Annotated in this window: 22 protein-coding genes; 10 read left to right on the forward strand and 12 right to left on the reverse strand. The window is 71.7% G+C overall.

Annotated elements, in window-relative coordinates:
• Positions 1-2: 2 nt before the first annotated feature.
• The 4 genes from ACKUU6_RS26980 to ACKUU6_RS26995 all read right to left on the reverse strand — a co-directional run bounded on the left by ACKUU6_RS26980 (position 3) and on the right by ACKUU6_RS26995 (position 6,041).
• The gene (locus tag ACKUU6_RS26980; RefSeq protein ID WP_407991164.1) at positions 3-2,252 is read right to left on the reverse strand and encodes a glycosyl hydrolase family 18 protein; all 2,250 of its coding nucleotides are present in this window, start codon (positions 2,250-2,252) and stop codon (positions 3-5) included.
• A 291-nt stretch (positions 2,253-2,543) separates the two neighbouring features.
• Positions 2,544-4,424: a hypothetical protein gene (locus tag ACKUU6_RS26985; RefSeq protein WP_407991165.1), complete on the reverse strand. Its 1,881-nt coding sequence runs from the start codon at positions 4,422-4,424 to the stop codon at positions 2,544-2,546.
• A 91-nt stretch (positions 4,425-4,515) separates the two neighbouring features.
• Complete coding sequence (locus tag ACKUU6_RS26990) at positions 4,516-5,280, reverse strand: TetR/AcrR family transcriptional regulator (RefSeq protein ID WP_407991166.1); 765 nt, start codon at positions 5,278-5,280, stop codon at positions 4,516-4,518.
• Positions 5,281-5,519: 239 nt separating this feature from the next.
• Complete coding sequence (locus ACKUU6_RS26995; RefSeq protein WP_407991167.1) at positions 5,520-6,041, reverse strand: NUDIX hydrolase; 522 nt, start codon at positions 6,039-6,041, stop codon at positions 5,520-5,522.
• A 31-nt stretch (positions 6,042-6,072) separates the two neighbouring features.
• On the opposite strand from ACKUU6_RS26995, the gene ACKUU6_RS27000 reads away from it, so the two are divergent.
• Positions 6,073-7,341, forward strand: a complete 1,269-nt coding sequence (locus ACKUU6_RS27000; protein WP_407992254.1) for a serine hydrolase domain-containing protein — start codon at positions 6,073-6,075, stop codon at positions 7,339-7,341.
• A gap of 52 nt (positions 7,342-7,393) precedes the next feature.
• On the opposite strand, the gene ACKUU6_RS27005 is transcribed toward ACKUU6_RS27000, so the two are convergent.
• From ACKUU6_RS27005 to ACKUU6_RS27015, 3 genes are all read right to left on the reverse strand, one after another.
• Positions 7,394-7,648 carry a helix-turn-helix transcriptional regulator gene (locus ACKUU6_RS27005; RefSeq protein WP_407991168.1) on the reverse strand — a complete coding sequence of 85 codons (255 nt, stop codon included), beginning with the start codon at positions 7,646-7,648 and terminating at the stop codon, positions 7,394-7,396.
• A 113-nt stretch (positions 7,649-7,761) separates the two neighbouring features.
• Positions 7,762-8,781, reverse strand: coding sequence for a LacI family DNA-binding transcriptional regulator (locus ACKUU6_RS27010; RefSeq protein ID WP_407991169.1), 1,020 nt, complete (start codon positions 8,779-8,781; stop codon positions 7,762-7,764).
• 148 nt (positions 8,782-8,929) lie between these two features.
• Entirely contained in the window at positions 8,930-9,253 is a 324-nt protein-coding gene (locus ACKUU6_RS27015; protein ID WP_407991170.1) for a nuclear transport factor 2 family protein, read from the reverse strand.
• Between the two features lie 188 nt (positions 9,254-9,441).
• Here ACKUU6_RS27015 and ACKUU6_RS27020 point away from each other — a divergent pair, with 188 nt between their 5' ends.
• Positions 9,442-9,930, forward strand: coding sequence for a GNAT family N-acetyltransferase (locus ACKUU6_RS27020; protein WP_407991171.1), 489 nt, complete (start codon positions 9,442-9,444; stop codon positions 9,928-9,930).
• A gap of 90 nt (positions 9,931-10,020) precedes the next feature.
• Here ACKUU6_RS27020 and ACKUU6_RS27025 read toward each other — a convergent pair whose 3' ends face one another.
• Complete coding sequence (locus ACKUU6_RS27025) at positions 10,021-10,971, reverse strand: terpene synthase family protein (RefSeq protein WP_407991172.1); 951 nt, start codon at positions 10,969-10,971, stop codon at positions 10,021-10,023.
• A gap of 282 nt (positions 10,972-11,253) precedes the next feature.
• Here ACKUU6_RS27025 and ACKUU6_RS27030 point away from each other — a divergent pair, with 282 nt between their 5' ends.
• From ACKUU6_RS27030 to ACKUU6_RS27040, 3 genes are all read left to right on the forward strand, one after another.
• Positions 11,254-14,181, forward strand: a complete 2,928-nt coding sequence (locus tag ACKUU6_RS27030) for an ATP-binding protein (protein WP_407991173.1) — start codon at positions 11,254-11,256, stop codon at positions 14,179-14,181.
• A gap of 104 nt (positions 14,182-14,285) precedes the next feature.
• The gene (locus ACKUU6_RS27035; protein ID WP_407991174.1) at positions 14,286-15,347 is read left to right on the forward strand and encodes an aldose epimerase family protein; all 1,062 of its coding nucleotides are present in this window, start codon (positions 14,286-14,288) and stop codon (positions 15,345-15,347) included.
• A 25-nt stretch (positions 15,348-15,372) separates the two neighbouring features.
• Complete coding sequence (locus ACKUU6_RS27040; protein WP_407991175.1) at positions 15,373-15,996, forward strand: helix-turn-helix transcriptional regulator; 624 nt, start codon at positions 15,373-15,375, stop codon at positions 15,994-15,996.
• Positions 15,997-15,999: 3 nt separating this feature from the next.
• Here the strand turns inward: ACKUU6_RS27040 and ACKUU6_RS27045 are convergent, their stop codons facing one another.
• Positions 16,000-17,151, reverse strand: a complete 1,152-nt coding sequence (locus tag ACKUU6_RS27045) for a globin domain-containing protein (protein WP_407991176.1) — start codon at positions 17,149-17,151, stop codon at positions 16,000-16,002.
• A 304-nt stretch (positions 17,152-17,455) separates the two neighbouring features.
• On the opposite strand from ACKUU6_RS27045, the gene ACKUU6_RS27050 reads away from it, so the two are divergent.
• The 5 genes from ACKUU6_RS27050 (at position 17,456) to ACKUU6_RS27070 (ending at position 23,758) form a co-directional block, all read left to right on the forward strand.
• Complete coding sequence (locus ACKUU6_RS27050; protein WP_407991177.1) at positions 17,456-18,739, forward strand: extracellular solute-binding protein; 1,284 nt, start codon at positions 17,456-17,458, stop codon at positions 18,737-18,739.
• A 274-nt stretch (positions 18,740-19,013) separates the two neighbouring features.
• Positions 19,014-20,009: a carbohydrate ABC transporter permease gene (locus tag ACKUU6_RS27055; RefSeq protein WP_407991178.1), complete on the forward strand. Its 996-nt coding sequence runs from the start codon at positions 19,014-19,016 to the stop codon at positions 20,007-20,009.
• The gene (locus ACKUU6_RS27060) at positions 20,006-20,914 is read left to right on the forward strand and encodes a sugar ABC transporter permease (RefSeq protein ID WP_407991179.1); all 909 of its coding nucleotides are present in this window, start codon (positions 20,006-20,008) and stop codon (positions 20,912-20,914) included. The genes ACKUU6_RS27055 and ACKUU6_RS27060 overlap by 4 nt, the downstream gene beginning before the upstream one ends.
• A gap of 101 nt (positions 20,915-21,015) precedes the next feature.
• Positions 21,016-22,710 carry a glycoside hydrolase family 13 protein gene (locus tag ACKUU6_RS27065; RefSeq protein ID WP_407991180.1) on the forward strand — a complete coding sequence of 565 codons (1,695 nt, stop codon included), beginning with the start codon at positions 21,016-21,018 and terminating at the stop codon, positions 22,708-22,710.
• A 1-nt stretch (position 22,711) separates the two neighbouring features.
• Positions 22,712-23,758, forward strand: a complete 1,047-nt coding sequence (locus tag ACKUU6_RS27070; protein ID WP_407991181.1) for a LacI family DNA-binding transcriptional regulator — start codon at positions 22,712-22,714, stop codon at positions 23,756-23,758.
• A gap of 66 nt (positions 23,759-23,824) precedes the next feature.
• Here ACKUU6_RS27070 and ACKUU6_RS27075 read toward each other — a convergent pair whose 3' ends face one another.
• The 3 genes from ACKUU6_RS27075 to ACKUU6_RS27085 form a co-directional block, all read right to left on the reverse strand.
• Complete coding sequence (locus ACKUU6_RS27075) at positions 23,825-24,028, reverse strand: hypothetical protein (protein WP_407991182.1); 204 nt, start codon at positions 24,026-24,028, stop codon at positions 23,825-23,827.
• A gap of 65 nt (positions 24,029-24,093) precedes the next feature.
• Positions 24,094-24,465 carry a hypothetical protein gene (locus ACKUU6_RS27080; protein ID WP_407991183.1) on the reverse strand — a complete coding sequence of 124 codons (372 nt, stop codon included), beginning with the start codon at positions 24,463-24,465 and terminating at the stop codon, positions 24,094-24,096.
• Between the two features lie 139 nt (positions 24,466-24,604).
• A complete protein-coding gene (locus tag ACKUU6_RS27085) occupies positions 24,605-25,795 on the reverse strand; it encodes a transglycosylase family protein (RefSeq protein ID WP_407991184.1) in 1,191 nt (396 codons plus the stop codon).
• Positions 25,796-25,801 lie beyond the last annotated feature (6 nt).

The following is a 25,801-nucleotide window of genomic DNA, read 5'->3' on the forward strand; positions in this document are numbered from 1 at the left end:
CGCTATCTCAGGCCGCTGTCCACGGCGCTCATCAGTTCGCCGTTGGCGGTGTCACCGTCGAACGACCAGAGCATCGCGCCCGCCAGGCCCTGGGCCTTGATCCAGGCCGTCTTGCGGAGGATCTCGGTCGGGTCGTCGTAGGTGTAGAGGACCGTGCCGTTGTAGATGTAGGCGTTGCCCGCCACCGGGTCCCGGTAGATGGTGTAACCACCGCTCGTGGCCATGGTCTTGAGCTTGTGGTAGTCCTCGTACCCGTTCTCGTAGGTGCCGGGGGCCGGGCCGGTCGAGGTCTGGTAGAGGCCGTTGGTGGTGCCGCGCGGCACCCCGGTCCAGCCTCGGCCGTAGAACGGGATGCCGAGGGTCAGCTTGCTCTTCGGCGCACCCTTGGCCAGGTAGGCGTTGATGGCGATCTCGGAGCTGAACTGCCGGTTCGGGGCGCTCGGGTCGGCCGCCGCCAGCTTGATCGAGGACTGCTGGTTGGTCTGGGTCTCCCAGGCACCGTGGTAGTCGTAGCCCTGGATGGTGGCGAAGTCGAAGGCGCCGAACAGGCCGGGCACGTCGATGCCGAGGTCGATCTTGGCGGGGTCGGCCGGCAGGAAGGCGCTCAGGGTGTACTTCTTGCCGGTGGTGGCGGTCAGCGCGTCCAGCTGGCGGCGGAACTCCTGCGCCAGCAGGGTGTAGTTGGCCTTGTCCTCGGGCCGGAGGATGTTGCCGAGGTGACCCTCGGAGTTCGGCCACTCCCAGTCCAGGTCAATGCCTTCGAAGATGCCCGCCGCCGAGCCCGCGCCACCGCGGCCGTCGATCACCGGCAGGTTGCCCTTGATGTACATGTCGATGCAGGAGCTGACCAGCGCCTTGCGCGAGGCGTCGGTGAGCGAGGCGTCCGAGAACCACTTGCTGTAGGACCAACCACCTAGCGAGATCTGCATCTTGAGGTTCGGGTACTTGGCCTTGAGCTGCTTGAGCTGGTTGAAGTTGCCTGCCAGCTTCTGGTCCCAGGTGTCGGTGGTGCCGGCCACCGAGCTGCCCGCGTCCCAGCCCTTGCCGAAGTCCGCCCATGCGTCACCGGCGCCGTCACCGGCGTTCGGGTCGGAGTCGTTCCCGGCCGCCTTGTTGGTGATGAAGCACTGCTTGCTGCTCGGATTGATGTTGGCGAAGGCGTAGTTGAGGTGGGTCAGCTTCGCCGCCGTGCCCGAGGTGTCCAGCTGCTTCACGCTGTAGCCGCGCGCGTAGATGCTCCACTGGGTGAAGTAGCCGATCTTCAGCGCGTTCGGGTTGACCACCTCCTTCGTGGTCCGGGTGCTCACCGGGCTGGAGGCGGCCGAGCTGTTGCCCGCCGCGTCGCGCGCCTTCACGGTGAAGGTGTAGTCGGTCTCCGGGGTCAGGCCGCTGACCGCCGCGCTGGTGCCGGTGGTCACCGAGGTGGCCAGCGTGGCGCCGTTGTAGACGTCGTACGCGATCACCTTGACGTTGTCGGTGCTGGCACCCCAACTGAGCGCCACCGAACGGGAGTCGGGGGTGGCCACCGGCGTGCCGGGCTTCGTCGGCGCCTGGGTGTCCGGCTGCGGCGGGGGCACCACGACCTGGACCGGCCCGGCCGGCGCCGAGCGGTTGCCCGCGGCGTCGAAGGCGACCACGGTGATGTTGTACGTGCCCGCCGCCAGTCCGGAGACCGTGCTGCCGGTGCCGGACACGGTGGCCAGCTTGGTGCTGCCGTTGAACACGTCGTAGCCGGTGACCCCGACGTTGTCGCTGCTGGCGCTCCAGGAGGCGGTGATCGAGCCGTCGCCTGGCACCGCTTGCAGGTTGCCCGGGGTGCTCGGCGCGGTCACGTCGCCGCCGCCGGTGCACGGGCTGCCGTTCAACTTGCAGTTGAGCAGCGGGGCGTAGGCGCCCGAGTAGGCGATGTTGAAGCCGAGGCTGTACGAGGCGCCCGGCGTCAGTGAGCTGGACCAGCTCGGGTTCTTCACCGTCACGTGTGAGGCGGCGGTGGTGTAGGTGGCGTTCCAGAGCGAGGCCACCGTGTTGTTCGCGGGCAGGTCGAACTCGAGCGTCCAGCCGTTCATCGCGGTGGTCTCGTTGTTCTTGATGGTGTAGCTGCCCTCGTAACCGGTGCCCCAGTCGCTGGCCTTGGCGAAGGTGGCGGTGGAGGTGGCGGCCTGGGCGACGCCGCCCGGGAGGGCGACCGCGATCAGCGGGGCGATCAGTGCTCCCGCCGCGAGCAGGGGCAGGCTGAACCGACGTCTGCGCATGGATGAGCTCCTGTCCAGGGAGCGGGCGGCCGGTGCGGCCGAGGTGCTCCCTACCTGTGGGGAGGTGCGGTGCCAGGTGCAAAGGTGCTGCGCGCTCCGGCTGTTGACGTGCTGGGGGCAGCGCGGAGCGGGGCCGCCGGGCCGTCGGGTTGCCGCGGAGATCCTGTGACAGGAGCGTAGGGACGTCGGTGGGTGCTGGCAATAGGTCTGGACCAGCACGGGCCGTGGACCTGACCGTGCTGGGTCAGGTCCACGGCCCGTCGTGTGCCGGTGGGTCGAGCTGAGCCGCCGTCAGCCGAACGGGCTGTACGCGGGCGGCTCCGGCTCGGCGGCCGGTGCCGCGGCGGCCGGGATGGCGGGCGGCGGGGCCGGTGCGGCGAAGGGGTTGAAGTCGGCCGGCGGGATGTTGACCTTCACGCCCTTGCGCGGAGCGGGGGCGTCCTCACCCTCGGCGGCGTCGTCGGCCGCCGTGGCCGGGGCCGGGGGAGCGAAGGGGTTGAAGTCCGGCGGCGGCACGTTGACCTTGACGCCCTTGCCGGGGGCCGGTGCGGCCGCCGTGGGCGGCGCGGCCGGCGGTGGCGTCGGCGCCGGGACCCGGACCGGGGCGGCGGGCTGAGCCGAGGTGACGGTGCCGAACGGGTCGGTCGCCTGCTGGACGGTCACGGTGCCGAACGGGTCGGCGGCGGCCGGTGCGGCCGGAGCGGCCGGCTGGGGGGCCGGTGCGGCGGCGGCCGGGGTGGCGGGCGGCGGGGCGGGTGCGGCGAAGGGGTTGAAGTCGGCCGGGGGGATGTTGACCTTCACGCCCTTGCGGGGGGTGCCCTCGGCGGCCGGTGCCTCTGCCTGGGCCGGGACCTCGGCGGGCCGGGGCGGGGCGAAGGGGTTGAAGTCCGGCGGCGGGATGTTGACCTTCACGCCCTTGGGACGCTGCTCCGCCACCGGCGCGGCGACGGCCGGGGCCTGGGCGGGCACGGTCGGCGGCATGGACGGGACCGGGGGGATGACCGGCGCCTGCGCGACCGGCTGCTGGGCGACGGCCTGTTGGGCCACCGGCTCATGGGCGATCGGCTCGTGGGCGACCGGCTGCTGGACCGGGAGCTGCGGCAGGGCGGCCCGGGTGCCGTCCCAGCCGACCTGGATGCTCGCCAGGATCTCGGCGAAGGTCGCCGCGTACAGCTCCCAGTCCTCCGTCTGGGCGGTGCCGAGCTGGACGGTCAGCACCGAGACGCCGTCCGGCAGCGGCAGGAAGGCCTGGAGCACCGAGACGACGGTGTTGTCCGCGGCGTCGGTCTCGATGACGGAGCTGCCGGCCGGCAGCAGCAGCGGCGGCACCGGGGCGATCCGGCTCTCCACCAGCACGGCGGTCGGGCCGGCCGGGATCAGCACCGTCCAGACTTCGGCCTGCGGGCGGGTGTCGGCCAACTCGGCGGACAGCTCGGAGATCTGTCGCGGGTGCGAGGTCAGCGACACCACCAGGGAGGCCCGGCTCGGCCGGCCGTCCACCCTGAGCGCGGCGACCCCGGCGAAGACCACTCCGGCGGCGGCCGCCGGCTGCGCCAGCAGACCGGTCAGCACCGACCAGTCCTGGCGGCGCGGCGCGCGCGAACCGGCGTGCAACTCCTCGGCCACCTCGGCGAGATGAGCCGCCCGGCGCTGGCGGTCGCCCCGTACGGTCAGCGGGTGGAAGACCGACGGCACCACCAGGCGGACCTCCACGCCCGCCCCGGTGGCCAGCTCCTCCGGCACGGCGACCGGCCGCTCGGCGGCGAACCGGGCCACGGCGGCCGGGAACTCGGGACGCATCCAGCCCTCGGCCGACTCCGGCCGGACCGGCACGGCGACCCGCTCCGGGGAGACGGCCTCGGCCGGGAGCCCGAAGACGTCCGTGCCGCCATAGCGGGCGAACAGCTCCGCCGTCGGCGCCCCGGGGTCGTCGGCGGTCCTGGCGGTGCCGGCCTCGACCACCGTGCCGAGCCCACGGACCGTCAGCAGACCGGGCCCGGCGGGGCTCAGCCTGAGCCCGAACAGCGCGTCGGCGGAGGGGTGCGCGGAGCGGTCGAAGGCCGTCAGCGAGCTGGCGGGGTAGTGCGTGTCGTCGGCCCCCAACAGGGCGTCAGCCAGTACGTCGATCGTGGCGCCGATCCGTTCCGCGCCCGCGAAACCGTCCTGAGTCATGCCGCTGAGCCCCCCTTGTCCTCAGGTGGATAATTCCGTCCACTTTCTATCAGAACCCGGGGTCAGGAGCGGGGCCCGGGGCCGGGACGGGTCAGCCCTCGGCCAGCACCGTCACCGCTTCGGCCAGGCCCGGAACGCCCAGCAGGCCCGCCAGTTGGCGGATCAGCCGACCGGTCGGTCCGCCGGCGCTCTCGGCTGCCAGGAAGCCGGCCAGCTCGGCCGCCAGCGCGGGCTCGCGGGCCGCGCACACGGCCAGCGCCGCGACGAACTCCTGGACCAGCTGGAGCTGGAGCTCCTCCAACGGGACCTCCGGCGTGGCCAGCCAGTCCAGTGAGGTGATCTCGGCGTTGGCGATCCAGGCCCGGACCGTCCGGCGAAGCCCCGGGCTGGGCTCCGCCACCGCCAGGTGCCGGAGGATCTGCGCGGCGGCGGCCCGCCGCACCTCGTCGATCACCGCGTTGCCCGCAGGCCCGGCCGTCACGGAACCGCCCCGCAGCAGCGCCGCGAAGCCGGGGCCGTGACTGCGGACGAAGTCCAGGTAACGCCCCATCACCCGCAGCAGGCGCTCCGAGAGCGGACCCTCGTGCGGCTCTTCGAAGCGGCCGGCCAGCTCCTGCCCGGCCCGCCGCAGCGCCTCCTCGTAGATGGCCTGCTTGCCGGGGAAGTAGTGGTAGACCAGCGGCCGGGAGGCCCCGGCGGCGGCCGCGATGTCGTCGATCGAGACGTCCTCCGGCGCAGCCCGGCTGAACAGGTCGAGCGCCACCGCGATCAGCTGCTCCCGGCGCTCGTCCACGCTGAGCCTGCGCCGCGGCGCTCGCTCGGGCCGGTCCGCCACCGGCGGCGTACGGGAAACCATGAGCGCCACTCTAGACCGACCGGCGGTGGGGGTGGGTGAGGGAGCGGCGTTGGAGGGCCCCCCTGCCGTTGGCGGGCACGGAGGGCACGTGGCTCGGCGGTGCCGAGGAGGGAGTCCATGCGGAGCATCGGCGACTGACGAGAAGCCGGTGAGGTGCGTGCCCCGACGTCGCGCCGCCGCCACCCCCCAATCGCCTGCCGGTCTTGAATTGGTCCTGCGCGGTCGTGGGGACGAGCGGGTCAGCCGACCCGGCCGCCCGCCCGGTGGGTCAGGTAGTGGCGGTAGGCTTGGAGGCCGTCCGGCACAAACTGCCACTCCGTCAGCCGCTGCGTCAGCTCCTCCTCGGTGAGCCAGCCGTGCCAGTCGACCTCCTCGACCTGGGGGCTGACCGGGCCGTCCCAGCGGGCCTCGTAGGTGTCGCACCACCAGGAGAGGCCGTCCTCCTCGAAGAGGAACTTGAACAGCCGGACCGGCACGATCCCGCTGACACCCATCTCCTCCTCGGCCTCCCGGACCGCCGCCTCGGCGTAGGTCTCCCCGGCGCCGACCACGCCGCCGACGAAGCAGTCGTAGGTGCCCGGGGCGTAGAGCTTGCCGGCCGCCCTGCGGTGGGTGAAGATCCGGCCCTCGGCATCGCGGACCAGGATGAACACGCACCGGTGGGTCAGCCGCCGCCGGTAGACCTCACCGCGCGGGGCGGTGCCGATCACCCGGTCCTGCGCGTCCACCACGTCGAGCACCTCGTCAGCAGGATTCGTCATGGACCCACGCTACCGAGTCGGCGGGCGCCCCATGATCGGACTATCTTTCAGAAGCGAGGAGCAGGCGAACAGAGGGCGGCACGCGGTGGTGGAGATCTGGGGCGAGACGGCCGAGGGGTTCGAGCCGGTACGGGAGGCGTTCGCGCGCAACTTCCGTGACCACGGCGAGCTCGGCGGGGCGTTCGCGCTCTACCTGGACGGCCGGAAGGTGGTCGACCTCTGGGGTGGTGACGCCCGGCCCGAGGTGGGCGGCCGCCCCGACCCGGCGGTCTCCTGGACGGCGGACACCGCGCAGGTGCTGCGCTCGGTCACCAAGGGCCTGACCGCCGCCACCGCACTGCACCTGGCCGGGCAGGGACGGCTCGACCTGGACGCGCCGGTGGCCTCGTACTGGCCCGAGTTCAAGGCCGCGGGCAAGGACCGGATCCCGGTCCGCTGGCTGCTCTCGCACCAGGCGGGGGTGCCCGCGCTCGACGTGCCGCTGCGGCTCGAGGACGTGATCGCCTGGGAGCCCGCCGTCGCGGCGGTGGCCGCCCAGGCGCCGTTCTGGGAGCCCGGCCGGGCGCACGGGTACCACCCGTACACCTTCGGCTGGCTGGTCGGCGAGGTGGTCCGGCGGGCCTCCGGACGCAGCATCGGGCACTACTTCGCCGAGGAGATCGCCCAGCCGCTCGGGCTCGACCTGTGGATCGGCCTGCCCGCCGGCGCCGGGCCCAGGGTCGGCCGGCTGGTGGACCTGCCCGCCCCCGAAGCGGCCCTGACCGGCCCGAACGGCGTCCGGCTGCGGCCCCGCCGGGCGGTGGTGGAGGCGTACCAGGACCCCACCTCGCTGACGGCCCGTGCGTTCGCCGCGGTCCGGCCGAAGGTCGACCTGAACGACCCCGCGGTGCAGGCCGCCGAGATCCCCGGCTCGGGCGGGATCGGCACCGCCAGGTCGGTGGCCCGGTTCTACGCGGCGCTGATCGGTGCGGCCGACCGGCACGGCGGGGCCCCGGGCGAGCTGCTCCCCGCCGTGTTCGGGCCCGGTCTGCTGGCCGAGGCGATGGGCCCGGCGGTCAGCGGGCCCGACCGGGTGCTGATCGTCAGCACCTCCTTCGGCCTCGGCTTCTTCCGCCACGGCCCCACCTCCCCGATGGCCTCCCCGGCCTCCTTCGGCCACCCGGGCCGGGGCGGCTCTCTCGGCTTCGCCGACCCCGAGCTGGGGATCGGCTTCGGCTACGTCACCAACGGCATGCAGCCGGGGGTGACGGGGGACATTCGCACGCGGACGTTGATCGCGGCCGTGCGGCAGTGCCTCTGAGCCGCGTCCGGGAGAGGTGGGGCTCCCGGAGGCGTTCGGCCGGAGCCGCTCGTCAGATCAGGCCACGGCGGGCCGCCCAGACCGCCGCCTGGAGCGGGGTGCGGACGCCGATGCGGTCGCAGAGGACCCGGATCCGGCGGCGCAGGGTGCGGCTGGAGGTGCCCAGGCGGCGGGCTATCGAGTCCAGCGGGAGACCCTCGGCGAGCAGGAGCAGCAGTTGGTGTTCGGAGGGGGCGAGCAGGCCTGCGGGGTGGCGGTGGGGGACGGCCTGGGCGGGGACGCGGGCGGCGGTCAGGGCAGGGTTCATGGTGGGGGCCTCCAGAGGTGAGAGGGCGGGTCCTGACCCGGCGGCTCCGGCCGGGGTCGCGGGCATGGCGAAGCGGGGGCGGGGTGCTCGGCGATGCGCGCGAACAGTACGGATCAGCGGGGGCCGGGACCGCTGCTCTCCCGGATGGTCAGTACCGGGGTGAGCAGGGTGAGTTCCTCGGCGGGTCGGCCGGCCGCGAGGGCCATCACCAGCTCGACCGCGCGCTGGCCCATCTCCTTGGCGGGGACCGAGACGGAGGTCAGCCGAGGAGCGGAGTGCAGGGCGACGTCGTCGGGGCAGATCGCCACCACCGAGACGTCCTCGGGCACCGCCCGGCCGGACTGCCGGAGCTGGCCGAGCAGATGGGGGAGGGCGGACTCGTTCTGCACCACCAGGCCGCTGATCCCGGGGCGCTCCTCGAAGATCCGGGACAGCGTGCCGCTGGCGGCCTCGTGGCCGTCGCCGCAGGGACGGTGCAGGAAGCGCAGCCCGCGCTCGCCGGCCTGCTGCCGGAAGCCCGCCAGGGTCCGTTCGGCGAAGCCGGTGTGCCGCCGGTAGACCGACTCGGCCGGGCCGATCAGCGCCACCTCGCGGTGCCCGAGGTCGGCCAGGTGGTCGGCGGCCAGCCGACCGGTGGCCTCGAAGTCCAGGTCCACGCAGGTGAGTCCGGCCGGGTCGGCGGGCAGGCCGATCAGCGCGGCGGCGGTACCGGTCTGCCGGAGCAGCGGGATGCGCTCGTCCTCCAGCTCGACGTCCATCAGGATCATCGCGTCGGCCAGCCCGCTGCTGGTGATCCGCTTGATCGCCGAGGGGCCCTCCTCGCTGGTGAGCAGCAGGACATCGTGCGCGTACCGGCGGGCGGTGGTGGTGACCGCGATGGCGATCTCCATCATCACCGGGACGAACATGTCGGTGCGGAGCGGGACCACCAGCGCGATCACGTGCGAACGGTTGCTGGCCAGCGCCCGGGCCCCGGCGTGCGGGTGGTAGCCGAGCTCGGCGATGCTGCGCTCGACCCGCAGCCGGGTGTCCTGCGAGATCGACCGCTTGCCGCTGATCACGTAACTGACCGTGCTCGGCGACACCCCGGCGTGCCGGGCGACCTGGGCGAGCGTGACCATGCGGTGCTCCATCTCGCGACGCTGCCGAGGCCCGGGGTGGTGAAGCGCTTCGACACCGTCGTCTGTCCGTCTCGATACTGTCCTGTCCGGAGAGCTTAGAGAGGCACTTGGCAGGTGTCCAGACTTACTGTCGAAGCGCTTCACCAGACCTGTCGGCCCGTCAGGCCTGGCCGGTCTCGAAGCGGTTGACCCGTCCGTCCTTGACGTCGAACCGCCAGGTGGTGCGCATCTCGCCCCAGGTGTCGTTACGGTAGTTGGCGATCACCGTGCGGCCGTGGTCCTTCTCGCTCTGCACCTCGATGTGGCCGCGCGAGGAGAAGATTTCCCGGTCGGTCCACTCGGCGAGGTTCCGGTCCGCGCCGTCGTCGGACATGGTCGCATCCGGGGTGAGCGCGGCCTGGAATGCGTCCCGGTCATTGGCGTTGAGGGCGGCCAGGAAGGTGCGCACGGCCGGGTCGGACAGCTTGTCGAGCGGGATGGTCATCGGTCCTTCTCCAGGGGAGGGAGTCTGTGGCCCTTCAGCGAACACTCCGTCACCGGTACTGCGGGTGACCTTGGGCCGTCCGTGGCGTGCCGTCGGCGGCGGGCGCGACGACGGCTGCTGCCGGGCGCTGCTGCCGCCGGACCGAAAACCGGTGGGCTGACCGGGGCCGACTGGCTAGCCTGCCCGGCATGAGTTGGCTTCCCGAAGACTTCGAACACCCCGTCCACGAACCGGTCCTGGACGGCTACCACCTGCGGCCGATCCGGGCCGCCGACACCGAGATCGACTACCCCGCCGTGATGGGCTCGCGCGAGCGCCTGTGGTCGATGTACGGCCTGCCCTGGAGCTGGCCCCCGGCGACCATGACGGTCGAGCAGGACCGCGAGGACCTGGCCAGGCACGAGCGGGAGATCGAGGCCCACCAGTCGTTCAACTACGCCCTGCTGGACACCGCCGAGCAGGCGCTGCACGGCTGCGTCTACATCGATCCGCCGGAGCGGCCGGGCGCCGACGCCGACATCTCCTGGTGGGTGGTCGACGCGCTGGCCGGCACTACGGTGGAGGCCGCGCTGGACGCCTTCGTACCGAAGTGGATCGCCGAGCGCTGGCGGTTCGCCCAGCCGCGGTACCCGGGGCGGGAGCTCAGCTGGGAGGAGTGGCTGGCGCTGCCCGAGTAGTGGGGGCGGCCTCATGACCGTCGGCGGCCGGCCGGTGCGGCACCGTGACCCGGTGGCCACGGTGCCGGTCCGTACGGTCCGGATCGCCGGTCAGCCGGACACGTAGCGACCGGTCCTGGCCTCCCAGCGGAGGTAGCCGGCGGTCCAGGCGGCCAAGCCGTCGGCATATCTGTGCGCGGAGTGGCGTTCGGCCGCCGTAAGACCCAGTAGGCTGTAGACCTCGGGGAGTTGGTCCATCAGCTCGGCGAAACGGTCCACCATGAACTGGGCCTCGGCCATCACCACCGAGGCGGCTTCCTCGGCCGGGCAGCCGCGTTCACGCTGGACGATCATCACCAGGTTGGCGACGTCACCCCGGGCCAACTCCTGGGCGTAGGAGCGGACATCGTTGGAGAGCGAGGGTATGTCGGCTGCCAACTGGCGTAGTTGACGTAGCACCGGATGGTGCAGCACCGCTTGCGGGACCTCGAAGCGGCCGAGCCGTTCGACCATGTCGAAGATGGTCTCCATGGCGGCTGTTCCCCGACGGAGCATCAGGTAGCCCTCCCGGTCCGGGAGCCGGCTGGAGATCCGTCCGGCCGCCTCGGCGGGATGGCAGGCGAAGTACCACTCCCAGTTGTACGCCGCCCGGGCCCGCCAGCGGGCGGACATGCCCTGGAGGCTCCGTCGCCAGAGGTCGGCGAAGGCCCGCTCGGTGGGGGTGCTGCCGAGCGGCCGGGTGCTGTGGATGATGGCGGTGAGACGTTCGCAGATCACCGCCACCCGTTCCGGTTCGCGGCCGAGGGCATCGTCGAACTGGTCGTCGAACAGGAAGTAGAAGCCCATCAGGTCGGCCGCCAGATCCAGGTCGTCGGGGGAGCTCTCCGGATAGGTGAGCGCGGCCAGTTCGGGCACCTCCCAGCGGGCATATGCCAAATCACCGGTCGAAGCGGCGAGTTCGCGGTGGCGGTGCAGCCATTCCTGGTGGTGCTGGGCGGCGTGGGACTGATGGGGGTTACGACGGTGGGGGAACGGAAGCTCAAGTGAGCTGTCGTCGGACATGGGACTCCCGGCGCTCGGTTCTGTGCGTGCTCTTGGCGCTCTCCACGGCTCTGTAGGAAGCCTTCGCGCCGTATACGTGCTGAAGATCTTGCGGCGCCCCGTTCGGGGCGAAGAGTATCTGATCTGATCATCAGACGTCAGGGGTACCAAGGGATTTGCCCCCGGCGCGGGTAGCGAACCCTGAACCGGCACTCCAGCCTGCGTGAACGCGCGCCACGGGGGCGGCCACGGTACTAGTCTCGCAACAGGTCCATGGGACGGGTGCGAAGCGGAGGCTGGGCAGTGGTCGATCATCAGGGCGGGGCCAGGGACGGTCACCTGCGCGAGCGGGACGAGGAGCTCCGTACCGCGGAGCAGTCGCTGGACCGGCTCTGCCGGGACTTCGAGGCCGGTGGCACCGAGATCGGCGAACTCCTCGTCTACGCCTCGCCGGCCGGTCTCGGCAAGACGGCGGTGATGGACCACGTCCGACGCCTGGCCAAGCTCAGGAAGACCTGCACGGTGCTCTCCGGCCGGGGTGGCGAGCGGCAGGTCAAGGAGCCGTTCCACGTCCTCAAGCAGCTGCTGCTGCCGGTGCTCGGCGGTCTCACCGAGGCGGAGCGCAGCGAGGTCTTCGGCGGCTGGTACGGCATCGTCGGCCCGGCGATCGGCCTGGTCCCGCCGTCCGGCGAGGTCGAGCAGCTCGACCCGCAGGGCGTCCGGGACGGCCTGGACTACGTGCTCACCCAACTGGCGCCGCGCCGCGCACCCCTGGTGATGATGGTGGACGACCTGCACTGGGCCGACCAGGAGTCGCTGACCTGGCTGGCCTCGTTCGCGGTGCGGGCCAGGCACCTGCCGGTGCTGCTGGTCTTCGCGCACCGCAACGAGTTCGAGGAGGAGGGCCGCAGCCTCCAGCAGCAGATCGAGAGCCAGGCCACCCGCCGCCACGTGCTCCGGCCGCTGAACCCCGCCTCGGTCACCGAGCTGGTCCGGGACGAACTGGGCGCGGAGGCCGAGGACCTGTTCTGCCGTCAGGTGTGGGCGGTCACCCGGGGCAACCCCTACGACGTGGCCGTACTGCTGCGCGAGGTCAAGGAACAGCAGCTGGAGCCGTTCGAGGAGAACGTCCAGCAGCTGCACGACCTGGCGGCCGCCGCCAAGGGCATGACGATGGAGTACTGGCTGGAGAAGCTCGGCCCCCGGGTGATCCGGTTCGCCTGGGCCTGCGCGTTGCTCGGCACCGACATCAAGCAGAACCTGGCGGGTGCGATCTGCGCGCAGAGCCCGGCCGAGGCGGAGGAGTCGGTCCGTCAGCTGCGCCGCCACCACGTGCTCACCACCGGGCCGAACGGTCGGCTCGACTTCGTCCACCCGGTGATCGGCACCTCGATCTACCAGACCATGCCGCCCAACACCCGTACCGGCATGCACGGCATCGCGGCCAGCGCGATCGAGAACACCGGCGGCTCGCTGCTGGACGCCTCCCGCCACCTGCTGGAGACCCACCCCGAGGGCGACGACCTGATGGTGGCCAAGCTCCGCCAGGCCGCCACCGAGCACCTGGCGATCGGCGCCCCGGAGGCGGCGCTGCGCTGTCTGCAGCGCGCACTGTACGAGCCGCCGGACGAGGACCTCAGGGCCGAGGTGCTGTACGAGGCGGGCAGCGCCGCGCTGCTCACCGACCCGCTGGCCACCGTGCACCAGCTCAAGCAGGCCCTCGCGCTGGAGCCCGGCCTCAGCCCGGAGAAGCGGGTGGACGCCACCTTCCGGCTCTCCGAGGTGCTGGCGCACTCCGGCGAGCTGGTCGAGGCGGCGGAGGTCTGCAGGATCGAGGCGGAGCGGACGGCGTCCGCCACCGACCGGCTGCGGCTGGAGGCGCTGCACTTCATGTGGATCGCCTGGCAGCGCGACGAGGTGGACGGGCCCGAGCGGTCCCGCCGGCTGGCCGACCTGGGCAACCGGATCAGCGGCCAGCAGGCGCCGGAGCGGGCCGTCTACACCCTGCGGGCCTGGGACCTGACGCTCCGTGGTGAGCCCGCCCACCGGGCGCTCGGCTTCGTGGACCAGGCCACCGACGCAGGCCGGCTGCCGGAGGGCCTGGGCTGGCGGAACACCACCTGGGGCTTCGAGCTCCCCGCCATCATCGGTCTGACGTACACCTACACCGACCAGCTGAACAGCGCGGAGAAGCTGTTCGCCGAGGCGATCACCGAGTTCGAGGTGGCCGGCTGGAGCGGTGCGCACCGGGGCTTCTCGTACTTCCTGATGGGCCTGGTCCGGTTCCGGCGCGGGCTGCTCGCCGAGGCCGAGGACTTCCTCCGCCGGGGGCTGCGGCTCTCCGAGCGGATCGCCCCCGACCTGCCGCTGCAGTGGGACGTGGTCGGCGTGCTGGCCGACACCCTGCTGGCCCGGGGTCGGGTCGACGAGGCGTGGGAGCTGGCGCGGAAGTACCGCTTCGCTCCGCCGTACCACCCGACCGCGATGGTGCTGCCGGACGCGCCCACGCTCTACGGCAAGCTGCTGCTGGCCAAGGGCGACCGGGCCGGTGCGATCGAGGTGTTCCGTTCGGTCGGTGCCCAGCTGAGCAAGCGCGGCTGGTACAACCCGGTCTGGGCGCCGTGGGCCGGTCAGCTGGCCCTCGCACTGGCGCCCGACCGGCCGGAGGAGGCCCGCGAGACGGCGGCCCAGGCCCTGGAGTGGGCGGAGAAGTTCGGCACCTTCTCGGCGCGCGGTACGGCGCTGCGCATCCAGGCGGCCGTCTCGGACGGCCAGAACGCCGTGGCGCTGCTGGAGGAGTCGGTCAACCTGCTGACCCAGTCCCCGGTCAGCTACGAGCTCGCCTGTTCGCTGGTCGACCTGGGCGGTGCGCTGGCCCGTACCGGGCGGCTGACCGAGGCGGCCGAGTACTTCTACCAGGGCATCGAGCTGGCCCAGAACTGCGGCGCGGAGACCCTGGTGGCCCAGGCCAGGCGCGAGCTGGCCAGGACGGGGCTGCGGCCGAACCGGCTGCGCACCCTCAGCAAGGAGTCGCTCAGTCAGCACGAGCGCAAGGTGGCCGAGTTGGCCGCCCAAGGAGTCCCGCCGCACCGGATCGCCGATCAGCTCAACGTTCCGCTGAGCCTGGTGCACCGCCGGCTGGCCGCCGTCCACCGAAAGATCGGCACCGGTCCCGAGGGCCTGGCCGAGGCGCTCGGCCTGCCGGGGCCCGAGCCGGAGGAGACCGACTGACCGAAGTCGGCCGAGTACTGCGCCGGTCCGGCCCCCGACAGGGGCCAGGCCCTAGGCTGGGGCCACGCGACAGGAGCTCGCACCAGGACCAGGAGGAACGGTTGATGGCGGCCCAGCAGACCGAGGTACGGCGGGAGCCCTTCGCGGCGTCAGGCGCGGGTGCGGCGATCGAACGCTGGACGCTGCGCAGCGACCGGGTCGAGGCCACCGTGCTGAACCTGGGGGCCACCCTGCACGGCCTGACCGCGCCGGACCGCGAGGGCCGGTCGGCGCAGCTGCTGCTCTGCACCGAGGAGCTGACGGGCATTCTGGGGCCGGCCAGGCACTACGGCGCCACCGTCGGCCGGTACGCCAACCGGATCGCCGACAGCCGGATCACCATCGACGGCGAGGACCACCAGCTGTCCCCGACCGGCAACGGCGTCACCCTGCACGGCGGTCCGGACGGCTTCGCCCACCGGATCTGGCGCGCCGCCGGGATCCCCGGCGGCGTCCGGCTGGAGCTGCACAGTCCGGACGGCGACCAGGGCTTCCCCGGCGCGCTCGACGTCACGGTCGACTACGTCCTGGACGGCGCCGAGCTGACCATCGCGTACCGGGCGGTCACCAGCCGCCCGACCGTGGTCAATCTGACCAACCACGCCTACTTCAACCTCGCGGGCGAGGGCAGCGGCGACGTGCTCGGGCACCTGCTCACGCTGGACGCGGACGCGTACACGCCGGTGGACGCCCGGCAGATCCCGCTCGGCCCGTACGAGCCCGTGGCGGGCACCCCGTTCGACTTCTCCACCGCCCGGCCGGTCGGCAAGGCGATCGGGGACGGCCACCCGCAGCTGGCCGCGGCCGGCGGGTACGACCACAACTGGGTGCTCCGCGAGCGCCGCACGGACGGCACGCCGACCCGGGCGGCCTTCCTGGAGGACCCGGACAGCGGCCGCACCCTGGAGGTGCTCACCACCGAGCCGGGGCTGCAGGTCTACACGGCCAACGGCTTCCAGGGCGCGGTGCAGGGGGTGAGCGGCGTCGCGTACGGGAAGTACGCCGGGATCGCGCTGGAGACCCAGCACCACCCGGACTCGCCGCACCGTCCCGAGTACCCGAGCACCGAGCTGCGGCCCGGCGAGGAGTTCCGGTCCACCACGGTGCTGCGGCTCGGGATCGGCTGACCGCGGGCCGCCGTATATTGACCGCATGGACGGCGCAGGGGCAGCAGCGGAGAACGCCGGAGTGCACCGCGCGCTGGCCGTGCCGACCCGCCGGGCGCTGCTGGCCGAGCTGACCTCGGCCGCCGAGCCGCTGGAGGCCCAGCAGCTGGCCCGGGCGCTGGGCCTGCATCCGACCACCATCCGGCACCATCTGACCGCCCTGGTACAGGCCGGACTCGTCGCGGTCTCCCGGCAGCCCGCCGCCGGCCGGGGGCGGCCGAAGCTGAGCTACACCGCTGCGCCGGCCCACGAACAGCTGGACGCCTACCGGGAGTTGGTCGAGGTCCTGGCCCTCGGCTACGGCCGGGTCGGTGCCGTCCAAGCGGGCCGGGACTGGGGTGCCGAGCTACCCCCGGACGACGCCCCGCTCGGCGAGCGGGTCCGGGCCGCCGCCGAACGCTGGGGCTTCCGGCCCGAGTCCGGTGCGGACGGCAGGCTGCTGCTTCGGGACTGCCCGTTCCTGCGGACCGCCGAGCGGCACCCCGAGGTGATCTGCGCCGTCCACCAGGGTCTGCTGGACGCACTGGCGGGCGGTCCGGACGTCGTCCGGCTGCACCCGTTCAGCGCGCCCGGCGTGTGCGCGATCGCGATCGCGTCCGAGCGGTCGTAGCGCTCAGCGGCTCGCGAGCCAGAGGTCAGGGCCGAACACCTCGTAGTGGATGGCGGTGGCGGGCACGCCCCGGTCGAGCAGTTGGGCCCGGGCGGCCCGCATGAAGGGGAGCGGGCCGCAGAGGTAGGCCCGGACGTCCTCGGGGAGCTCGACCGCCGTGAGGTCCACCAGGCCGTCGATGTCCTCGTACCAGCGGTGCAGTACGGCGTCCGGCAGTTCGCCGGTCAGGGTGGTCAGCTCCGCGGCGAGGGCGTGGTCGGCCGCCGAGCGGTCGCCGTGCACCGCGACCACCCGGCGCTTGGAGTCGGTGCGCACCAGGTGGTCGAGCATGCCGATCATGGGGGTGCAGCCGATCCCGGCGGAGGCGAGCAGCAGGGGTGCCTCGCTCTCGTCCAGGACGAGGTCGCCGAACGGGTGCGAGACCTGGAGCCGGGTGCCTTCGTGCGCCGTGGTGTGGAGGAAGGTGGACACCTCGCCGTCGCGCTTCACGCTGATCCGCCACTCGTCCCGGCCCGGCGCGGTGGAGAGGCTGTACTGACGGATCTGCCGGGCGCCGTCGGGTAGGTGGACCGCGACGCTGACGTACTGGCCCGGGCGGAAGGCGGCGACCGGCTGGCCGTCGGTGCGGCGCAGGGTGAAGGAGACCGTGTCGGTGGTCTCCCGCACGCGGCCGGTGACGGTCATGGACTGCCACACGTCGCCCGGCTCCAGCCCGGCCTCCTGGTACAACTTGGCCTCCAGGGCGATGAGTTCATTGGCCATCAGCCAGTAGACCTCGTCCCAGGCGGCCGCCACCTCGGGCGTCACGGCGGCGCCGAGCACCTCCGCGATCGCGGCGAACAGGTGGGTGTGCACCACCTGGTACTGGGCCTCGGTGATTCCGAGCGAGGCGTGCTTGTGGGCGATCCTGGCCAGCATCGCGCCGGGCCGCACCTCGGGGTGTTCGACCAGCATGGTGGCGTAGGCGGCGATCGAGCCCGCCAGTGCCCGGGGCTGTTCGCCGACGGCCTGGTTGCCCCGGTTGAAGAGGTCGCGCTCCAGCTCGGGGTGGGCGGCGAACAGCTTGGCGTAGAACAGCGGGGTGATCTCCCCGAGGGCCCCGCCGACGGCGGGCAGGGTGGCACGGACGGTCTCGGTCGACTGCGGGGAGAGCACAGGTTCCTCCTGGGACGCTGGTGACTGCGCTCTTAATATAAATAACGATCATCATTAAAAATGGGGCCGAAGGTCCCTGCTTCGGGTCCGCCCGCCGACTACCTTGCGGCAACGCCCAGGACACGTGGACGTAACGATCGCCGGTTCTTGCAGAAACTTGCTGCAAGGACTTTCGACAGCGGTTGCATCGCTGTTACGTTCCTCCCCAAGCCCGACGGCCGGTACGGCGCAGTCGGGGCAGGACAGCCATTATGCGCGGTCCACCTCCATCCCGGGCACCCCCACCTTTTCCCTAGGAGTTCTCATGCGGCGTGGCATCGCGGCCTCTGCCCTCGTTGCGGCCCTCGCGGTCACCATGGCAGCCTGTGGCAGCAGCGGCTCCGGATCCGACGACAAGGCTGCTGACGGCCCGGTCACCATCACCTACTGGGACACCTCCAACGCCACCAACGAGGCGCCGAACTACGAGGCCCTGGTCAGGAAGTTCGAGGCCGCCAACCCGAACATCAAGGTCAAGTTCGAGAACGTCCCGTTCGACCAGGCGCAGAACAAGCTCCAGACCGCGATGGGCGCCACCGGCGCCCCGGACGCCTTCCGCTCCGAGGTCGGCTGGACCTCCGCCTTCGCCAAGGCCGGCTACCTGGAGCCGCTGGACGGCACCCCGGCGATGACCGACAAGGCCGCCTTCCAGCCGAGCCTGATCCAGCAGGCGACGTACGAGGGCAAGGTCTACGGCGCCCCGATCGTCACCGACACCCTGGGCCTGCTCTACAACAAGGAGCTGTTCGCCAAGGCGGGCATCACCAAGGCCCCCGCGACCTGGGACGAGCTGAAGACCGCCGCCGCCCAGCTCAAGGAGAAGGCCGGCGTGGACGGCTTCTTCATGCGCGCCGGTGACGGCTACTTCGCCATGCCGTTCCTGTACGGCGAGGGCACCAACATGGTGGACGCCAAGGGCAAGAAGATCACCGTGAACTCGCCCGAGGCGGTCAAGGCGATCGAGACCTACAAGTCGATGTTCACCGCGCCCGGCACCGTCAAGGCCGACGTGACCACCGACGCCTACGCGCACATGATGGACGCCTTCACCAGCGGCAAGGTCGCGGCCGTCATCAACGGCCCGTGGGAGATCACCAACATCTACAAGGGCTCCGCCTTCGCCGACAAGAAGAACCTCGGCATCGCGGCCGTCCCGGCCGGTTCCACCGGCAAGGCCGGCGCCCCCACCGGTGGCCACAACGTCTCGGTCTACGCCGGCGCGGACAAGGCCCACAAGGCCGCCGCCGAGAAGCTGGCCGGGTTCCTCACCTCCGCCGAGAGCCAGACCTTCCTGGCCACGAAGAACTCCACCCTGCCGACCCGCGCCGACGCGTACACCGCCGACGTCAAGGCCGACCCGGGCATCGCCGGCTTCCAGGCGATCCTGTCCGCCGCCCAGCCGCGCCCCGAGCTGCCGGAGTACAGCTCGCTGTTCGGCTCGATCGGCACCAACCTCGGCAAGATCGTCCAGGACCAGAGCAGCACCCAGGCCGGTCTGGACGCCACCGCTGTCGACTACCTGAAGCTGCTCCCCGGCTTCTCGAAGTAGGGAGCTCCCGGCGATTGGGGGGCGGCGTCGCGTGCCGATGGCTCTCGCCTGGACGGCTTCTCCTCAGTCGCCGCAGCTCCGCTGCTACTCCTTCGTCGGCACCGCCCAGACTCGGCCCCCGACCCGCTCCTCCTTCCACCCCCCAATCGCCGGGAGCCCCTAGCCCGGACCGCCCGGGCCGCCCACCTGACGGAGGTGGCCCGGGCGGACCTTCCCGTACCAGCAGCAGTCACCGTTGCGAGCCGCGGCGGACCTCCCGAAAAGGTGTCAACTCATGGCAGTCGCCGTGCAAGGCGCTCCCACCAAGGGCAGCCAGGACCCGCGTCCCGGCCTGGTGGCGCGCGTCAAGCTCTCGTACAGCAAGCACTGGTACGCCTACGCGATGGTCGCCCCGGTCGTCATCGTGCTCGGTGTGCTGGTCGGCTACCCGCTGATCAACGGTTTCTACCTGACCCTGACGGACGCCAACAGCCTCAACTCGGCCCGCACCATCGGGGTCAAGGAGATCCCGGCCACCTACGACTTCATCGGCCTGCACAACTACGCCGACGTCCTGTGGGGCCCCGGCTCCTACGACCGCTTCTGGTCGCACTTCGTCTGGACCGTCGCGTGGACGGTCATCTGCGTGACCCTCACCTACTCCACCGGTCTGGCGCTGGCCATGCTGATGAACCAGCGCCTGCGCGGCCGCAGCTTCTACCGGCTGATGCTGATCCTGCCGTGGGCGGTGCCGACCTTCGTCACGATCTTCTCCTGGCGGCTGATGCTGGCCGACGGCGGCGTGGTCAACGGGCTGCTCGGCTCGCTCGGACTGCCCGAACCCGCCTGGCTCTCCGACCCGTTGGCGCAGAAGGCGGCGGCCATCCTGGTCAACACCTGGGTCGGCGTGCCGTTCATGATGGTCTCGCTGCTCGGTGGCCTGCAGTCGATCCCCGGCGAGCTGTACGAGGCCGCCGAGATGGACGGCGCCACCCCCTGGCAGCAGTTCCGCCACATCACCCTGCCCGGCCTGCGCACAGTCTCCTCCACGGTGGTGCTGCTCGGCGTGATCTGGACCTTCAACCAGTTCGCCGTCATCTTCCTGCTGTTCGGCAACGGCGCCCCGGACGCGCAGATCCTGGTCACCTGGGCCTACCGCCTGGGCTTCGGCCAACAGCCGCGCGACTACGCCCAGTCGGCCACCTACGGCGTGCTGCTGCTCTCCATCCTGATCGTCTTCACCAGCTTCTACCGTCGCTGGCTGGCCCGGAACGAAGAGGCTTCCCGATGACCGCCACCATCGAAGAGACCGTCAAGAACCCCGTCCCCGCCCCGCGCCCGGCCCGCCCGGTGAAGGTCCGCCGACGCGGCGAGAGCAGCCCGCTGGTCCGCGTGCTCTCGCACGTCGCCCTGGTGTTCGCCAGCCTGGTGGCCCTCTTCCCGGTGCTGTACATCGGCTTCATCTCGCTCGGCCCGGACAAGATGGACTACCTGCACCCCGGGCAGATCTTCGACAAGATCACCTTCTCGAACTACTCCAAGGTGCTCTTCGAGACCGACTTCGCCAGTTGGTTCCTCAACTCGGTGATCGTGGCCGGCGGCACCACCGTCTTCGGTGTGCTGGTCGCCGCCACCACCGGCTACGCGGTCTCCCGGATGCGCTTCCCCGGTCACCGCCAGCTGATGTGGACCCTGCTGGTCACCCAGATGTTCCCGATCGCGGTGCTGATCGTGCCGATGTACACGATCCTCGCCTCGCTCAAGCTGCTGGACGGCTACACCGGCCTGATCATCGTCTACTCGGCCACCACCGTGCCGTACTGCGCCTGGCTGCTGAAGGGCTACTTCGACACCATCCCGGTGGAGATCGACGAGGCCGGCCGGGTGGACGGGCTCAGCCCGTTCGGCACCTTCTGGCGCCTGGTCATCCCGCTGGCCCGGCCGGGCCTGGCCGTGGCGGCGTTCTACTCCTTCCTGACCGCCTGGGCGGAGGTGGCCTTCGCCTCCACCTTCCTGCTCAGCTCCGGCAAGTACACCCTGGCGGTCGGTCTGCAGACCTTCGTCAGCCAGTACGAGAGCCAGTGGAACCTGATGGCGGCCACCTCCGTGCTGATCGCCCTGCCGGCCGCCCTCGTCTTCTACCTGGTCCAGCGTCACCTGGTAACCGGACTGACCGCCGGTGCGGCCAAGTCCTGACGTACCGTCAATCCAGCTCCTGATTCTGCCTTCTGCCGCGTACCGGCGGCCCGTACCCCGGGCCGCCGGGACGACACCTAGTCCCCAAGGGATGACTGTCCATGACCCAGAACCTGGCCGACACCTCCCGGCCCGCCGCCGAGCCCATCGCTGCGAACGGTGCTGCCTCCAGAGGCTGGTGGCGGGACGCGGTCATCTACCAGGTGTACCCGCGCAGCTTCGCCGACTCGAACGGGGACGGCATGGGTGACCTGCCGGGCGTCCGCAGCCGGCTGCCGTACCTGAAGGCGCTGGGCGTGGACGCGGTCTGGCTCTCCCCCTTCTACGCCTCGCCGCAGGCCGACGCCGGCTACGACGTGGCGGACTACCGCGCGGTGGACCCGATGTTCGGCACCCTGCTGGACGCCGACGGCATGATCAGGGACGCGCACGAGCTGGGCCTGCGGATCATCGTGGACCTGGTGCCCAACCACTCCTCGGACCAGCACGAGTGGTTCCAGCGCGCGCTGCGCGAGGGTCCGTCCTCGCCGCTGCGGGAGCGCTACCACTTCCGTCCCGGCAAGGGCGCGACGGGCGAACTGCCGCCCAACGACTGGGAGTCCATCTTCGGAGGCCCGGCCTGGACCCGTACGGTCAACCCGGACGGCACCGACGGTGACTGGTACCTGCACCTGTTCGCGCCCGAGCAGCCCGACTTCAACTGGGACAACCAGGCGGTCGCCGACGAGTTCCGCTCGATCCTGCGGTTCTGGCTCGACATGGGCGTGGACGGCTTCCGGATCGACGTCGCGCACGGCATGGTGAAGGCGCCCGGCCTGCCCGACCTCGGTGGCTCGGACCAGCTCAAGCTCCTGGGCAACGACGTGATGCCGTTCTTCGACCAGGACGGTGTGCACGACATCTACCGCGCCTGGCGCAAGATCCTGGACGAGTACCCGGGCGAGCGGATCGGCGTCGCCGAGGCGTGGACCCCGACCGTGCAGCGGACCGCCAACTACGTCCGCCCGGACGAGCTGCACCAGGCCTTCAACTTCCAGTACCTGGGCACCTCCTGGGACGCGGCCGAGCTGCGCGAGGTGATCGACACCTCGCTGGACGCGATGCGCCCGGTGGACGCCCCGGCGACCTGGGTGCTGTCCAACCACGACGTGACCCGGCACGCCACCCGCTTCGCCAACCCGCCGGGCCTGGGCACCCAGATCCGTACCGCAGGCGACCGTGAGCTCGGCCTGCGCCGGGCCCGCGCCGCCACCCTGCTGATGTTCGCGCTGCCCGGCTCCGCGTACGTCTACCAGGGCGAGGAGCTCGGCCTGCCGGACGTCACCGACCTGCCCGACGAGGTCCGTCAGGACCCCTCGTTCTCCCGCCAGGCCGGCCAGGACGGCTTCCGGGACGGCTGCCGGGTGCCGATCCCGTGGTCGGGCACCGAGGCGCCGTACGGCTTCGGCCCGACCGTCGGCGGCCCGAGCTGGCTGCCGCAGCCGGCCGAGTGGGCCGGGCTGAGCGTGGAGGTGCAGACCGGTGACCCGACCTCGACGCTGGAGCTCTACCGCAGCGCGCTGACCATCCGTCGGGAGCACCAGGACCTCGGCGCGGGCACCTCGGTGGAGTGGCTGGAGACGCCGGCCGACGTGCTGGCCTTCCGCCGCGGCTCCTTCGTCTGCACCGTGAACGCCGGTGCCGAGCCGGTCCGGATAGCCGCTCCCGGCCGTATCCTGCTCTCCTCCACCGAAGCCGTCGCGGTGGACGGTGAGACGGTTCTGCCGGCGGACAGCACCATCTGGTGGGCGGTCTGACATGGTTGCAATAGGCTCTGGGATCGTGACTACGGCGCGACTTTCGGACATCGCGGCGCAGGCGGGGGTCAGCGAAGCGACCGTCAGCCGCGTCCTCAACGGCAAAGCAGGGGTCTCGGCCACGACCAGGCAGACCGTGCTGGCCGCCCTCGACGTGCTCGGTTACGAGCGCCCGACCCGGCTGCGGCAGCGCAGCGCCGGGCTGATCGGGCTGATCACCCCGGAGCTGAGCAACCCGATCTTCCCGGCACTGGCCCAGGTGATCGAACAGGTGCTGAGCCGCCACGGCTACACGCCGGTGCTCTGCACCCAGACGCCGGGCGGATCCACCGAGGACGAACTGGTGGAGATGCTGGTCGAGCGGGGGGTGGCCGGCATCGTCTTCGTCTCCGGCCTGCACGCCGACTCGACGGCCGACCACGACCGGTACGCCAAACTGACGGGGCGTCAGGTCCCGTTCGTGCTGATCAACGGCTACAGCGAGAAGATCGCCGCGCCGTTCATCTCGCCGGACGACCGGGCCGCGATGTGGATGGCGGTCCAGCACCTGGTCGAGCTCGGCCACGAGCGGATCGGTCTTGCGGTCGGCCAGCGCCGGTACGTGCCGGTGCTGCGCAAGATCGAGGGCTTCACGGCAGCCGTCCGTGAGCTGCTCGGCCTGAGTGAGGCGGAGGCCGAAGGGCTGGTGCACCACACCCTGTTCAGCGTCGAGGGCGGCCACGCGGCGGCCAACGCGCTGCTCGACAAGGGCTGCACCGCGATCGTCTGCGGCAGCGACATGATGGCGCTCGGCGCGATCCGGGCCGTCCGGCAGCGGGGGCTCGCGGTCCCGCAGGACGTCTCGGTGGTCGGCTTCGACGACTCCCCGCTGATCGCCTTCACCGAGCCGCCGCTCACCACCATCCGCCAGCCGGTCGAGGCGATGGCCACCGCTGCCGTCGACGCACTGCTGGAGGAGGTCGGCGGAAGCCCGGGCCAGCGCGCCGAGTTCATGTTCCAGCCCGAGCTGGTGATGCGCGGCTCGACGGGTGCCAACCCGCGCAGCTGAGCGAACGGCCTTGTGGGGCACGAGGGTTCTCCCTCGTGCCCCACACTGCTGTCCGCAGTCCGGGCGTCAGCCCTCCTGGACGATCGGGCCGGGCCGGTCGACCAGTCGGGCCTCGTCGGCGGCGTCCGAGGTGCGGGCCTCGGTGCGGCGGCCCCGGGCGAGGTAGTCACGGAGGATCAACTCGGCCGCGTCCTGCGGGTTCCTGGTACCGGAGAGCAGCATCAGCTCGATCGCGAAGTCGGCGTCGAGCGAGACGGTGACCTTGGCCATGCGGGGCTCCTTGCTCGCGGGATACCGCCGCAGCATAGAGCCGCCGGGGCAGGGGCGGCGAGGTTTCAGTCGGCCGTCGGCACGGTCGGCAGCTCAGTCGGCGGTTCGGCCGACGGCTCGCGCAGCGCCGCGAGTTCGGCCTCCAGCTCGGTGACCCGGGCGGTCAGGCGCTGGACGTCCTGGACGGCGTCCAGGTAGTCGGTCTTGTGCCGCTTGGCGATCTCGCTGAGGGTGTCGACCCGGTCGGCGAAGGCGTCGCGTTCGGCGGCGAGCGGCTGGACCACGGTGTGGAAGACCGCTTCGGCGATCCAGTCCGCCCACGCGTTGATGTGCTGGGTGCCGGAGGGCCCACCGAGGTCGGCGTTCTGCAGGCCCTGGAGCATCGCGGGCCGGATGGTCTCGGCGATCCGCTGGGTCGCGGTGGGCTGCTCGGTCATGGCCGGTCCTCGCTCGTCGTTGGGTACCTCCGCGACATGACCAACGGAGCGAAGGCGCACATCACCGGTAAGGATAATCGCCGCGCGCACGCCGCTGTCCCCGGAGCCGACCAGGTCTCCGGGGGCAGCGGCGAGCGGGTCAGACGCGACCGGCGAAGTCCGGCGCCCAGTTGGCGATGGACTCGGTCCGCACGCCCGAGCGCGGGTTGGCGGCCTCGACGTACTTGCCGTCACCGATGTACATGGCGACGTGGTAGACGCCCGAGTTGCTGCCGTTGCTCGACCAGAACAGCAGGTCGCCGGCCTGGAGGCGGTCCAGCGAGACCCGGGTGCTGGCGTCCGCCTGGTCGTTGGCGATCCGGGGCAGGGAGATCCCGGCCTGACGGAAGGCCGCCTGGGTCAGACCCGAGCAGTCCCAACCGCCGTTGCTGCTGCCGCCGTAGACGTACGCCTGGCCGACCTTGGACAGCGCGAAGTTGACCGCGGCGGCCTTGCTGCCGGTCGCCGCCACCGTGGTGGTGACGGCGGCGCCGGACGCGGCCTTGGTGCTCTTGGCGGTCCGGGTGCCGGTGCCGGTGCCGGTCGAGGACGGAGCCGGCACCGGGGCGGTCGGCTTCGGCGCGCTGGTGAGCACCGTGGTGGTGCCACCGAGCGCCAGCTTCTGGCCCGGGTAGATCGTGTCCGGGCCCTCGGGCAGGATCGCCTTGTTGAGCTCGTAGAGCTTCTCCCAGCCGCCCTCGACGTGCTGGCTCTGCGCGATGGTGGAGAGCCAGTCACCGGCGACCACGGTGTAGGACTTGGCCGCGGTGGTCGTGGTGGTGGTCTGCTGCTCGGCCGCCTTCGGCGCCGGGGTGGCGGCCTTCGGGGCCGGGGCGGCCTGGGGGGCCGGGGCGGCCTGGGGGGCGGCCGCCTTCGGGGTGGCGGCCTTGGGGGTGGTCGCCGAGGTGTCGATCTGAGGAGCGCCGCCGCCCTTGGTCAGACCGGCCTTGACGGAGCAGACCGGCCAGGCGCCGGGGCCCTGGGAGGCGAGCACCTTCTCGGCTATCGCGATCTGCTGGCCCTTGGAGGCCTGGTTGGCCTGCGCGGCGTACTGCTTGCCACCGAACGCGGCCCAGGTGCTGGAGGTGAACTGGAGGCCGCCGTAGAAGCCGTTGCCGGTGTTGATGCTCCAGTCGCCGGTGGACTCGCACTGGGCGACCTTGTCCCAGGTGGAGACGGAGGCGGCGGAGGCGGAGCCGGCCGTGAAGCACGGGACCGAGAGGCCGATGCCGACCACGCCGGTCGCGGCGATCAGACGGCGGGTGCGCTTGGACGCGCTGCTGGACAGCATGAAGAT

This window comes from Kitasatospora sp. CMC57 (assembly GCF_045866025.2).
GTDB lineage: Bacteria > Actinomycetota > Actinomycetes > Streptomycetales > Streptomycetaceae > Kitasatospora.

What these genes read in the sequence shown, in the direction of transcription:
- ACKUU6_RS26980 (WP_407991164.1), bottom strand. Translation starts at nt 2,252, where the DNA reads ATGCGCAGACGTCGGTTCAGCCTGCCCCTGCTCGCGGCGGGAGCACTG.
- ACKUU6_RS26985 (WP_407991165.1), bottom strand. Translation starts at nt 4,424, where the DNA reads ATGACTCAGGACGGTTTCGCGGGCGCGGAACGGATCGGCGCCACGATC.
- ACKUU6_RS26990 (WP_407991166.1), bottom strand. Translation starts at nt 5,280, where the DNA reads ATGGTTTCCCGTACGCCGCCGGTGGCGGACCGGCCCGAGCGAGCGCCG.
- ACKUU6_RS26995 (WP_407991167.1), bottom strand. Translation starts at nt 6,041, where the DNA reads ATGACGAATCCTGCTGACGAGGTGCTCGACGTGGTGGACGCGCAGGAC.
- ACKUU6_RS27000 (WP_407992254.1), top strand. Translation starts at nt 6,073, where the DNA reads ATGATCGGACTATCTTTCAGAAGCGAGGAGCAGGCGAACAGAGGGCGG.
- ACKUU6_RS27005 (WP_407991168.1), bottom strand. Translation starts at nt 7,648, where the DNA reads ATGAACCCTGCCCTGACCGCCGCCCGCGTCCCCGCCCAGGCCGTCCCC.
- ACKUU6_RS27010 (WP_407991169.1), bottom strand. Translation starts at nt 8,781, where the DNA reads ATGGAGCACCGCATGGTCACGCTCGCCCAGGTCGCCCGGCACGCCGGG.
- ACKUU6_RS27015 (WP_407991170.1), bottom strand. Translation starts at nt 9,253, where the DNA reads ATGACCATCCCGCTCGACAAGCTGTCCGACCCGGCCGTGCGCACCTTC.
- ACKUU6_RS27020 (WP_407991171.1), top strand. Translation starts at nt 9,442, where the DNA reads ATGAGTTGGCTTCCCGAAGACTTCGAACACCCCGTCCACGAACCGGTC.
- ACKUU6_RS27025 (WP_407991172.1), bottom strand. Translation starts at nt 10,971, where the DNA reads ATGTCCGACGACAGCTCACTTGAGCTTCCGTTCCCCCACCGTCGTAAC.
- ACKUU6_RS27035 (WP_407991174.1), top strand. Translation starts at nt 14,286, where the DNA reads ATGGCGGCCCAGCAGACCGAGGTACGGCGGGAGCCCTTCGCGGCGTCA.
- ACKUU6_RS27040 (WP_407991175.1), top strand. Translation starts at nt 15,373, where the DNA reads ATGGACGGCGCAGGGGCAGCAGCGGAGAACGCCGGAGTGCACCGCGCG.
- ACKUU6_RS27050 (WP_407991177.1), top strand. Translation starts at nt 17,456, where the DNA reads ATGCGGCGTGGCATCGCGGCCTCTGCCCTCGTTGCGGCCCTCGCGGTC.
- ACKUU6_RS27055 (WP_407991178.1), top strand. Translation starts at nt 19,014, where the DNA reads ATGGCAGTCGCCGTGCAAGGCGCTCCCACCAAGGGCAGCCAGGACCCG.
- ACKUU6_RS27060 (WP_407991179.1), top strand. Translation starts at nt 20,006, where the DNA reads ATGACCGCCACCATCGAAGAGACCGTCAAGAACCCCGTCCCCGCCCCG.
- ACKUU6_RS27065 (WP_407991180.1), top strand. Translation starts at nt 21,016, where the DNA reads ATGACCCAGAACCTGGCCGACACCTCCCGGCCCGCCGCCGAGCCCATC.
- ACKUU6_RS27070 (WP_407991181.1), top strand. Translation starts at nt 22,712, where the DNA reads ATGGTTGCAATAGGCTCTGGGATCGTGACTACGGCGCGACTTTCGGAC.
- ACKUU6_RS27075 (WP_407991182.1), bottom strand. Translation starts at nt 24,028, where the DNA reads ATGGCCAAGGTCACCGTCTCGCTCGACGCCGACTTCGCGATCGAGCTG.
- ACKUU6_RS27080 (WP_407991183.1), bottom strand. Translation starts at nt 24,465, where the DNA reads ATGACCGAGCAGCCCACCGCGACCCAGCGGATCGCCGAGACCATCCGG.
- ACKUU6_RS27085 (WP_407991184.1), bottom strand. Translation starts at nt 25,795, where the DNA reads ATGCTGTCCAGCAGCGCGTCCAAGCGCACCCGCCGTCTGATCGCCGCG.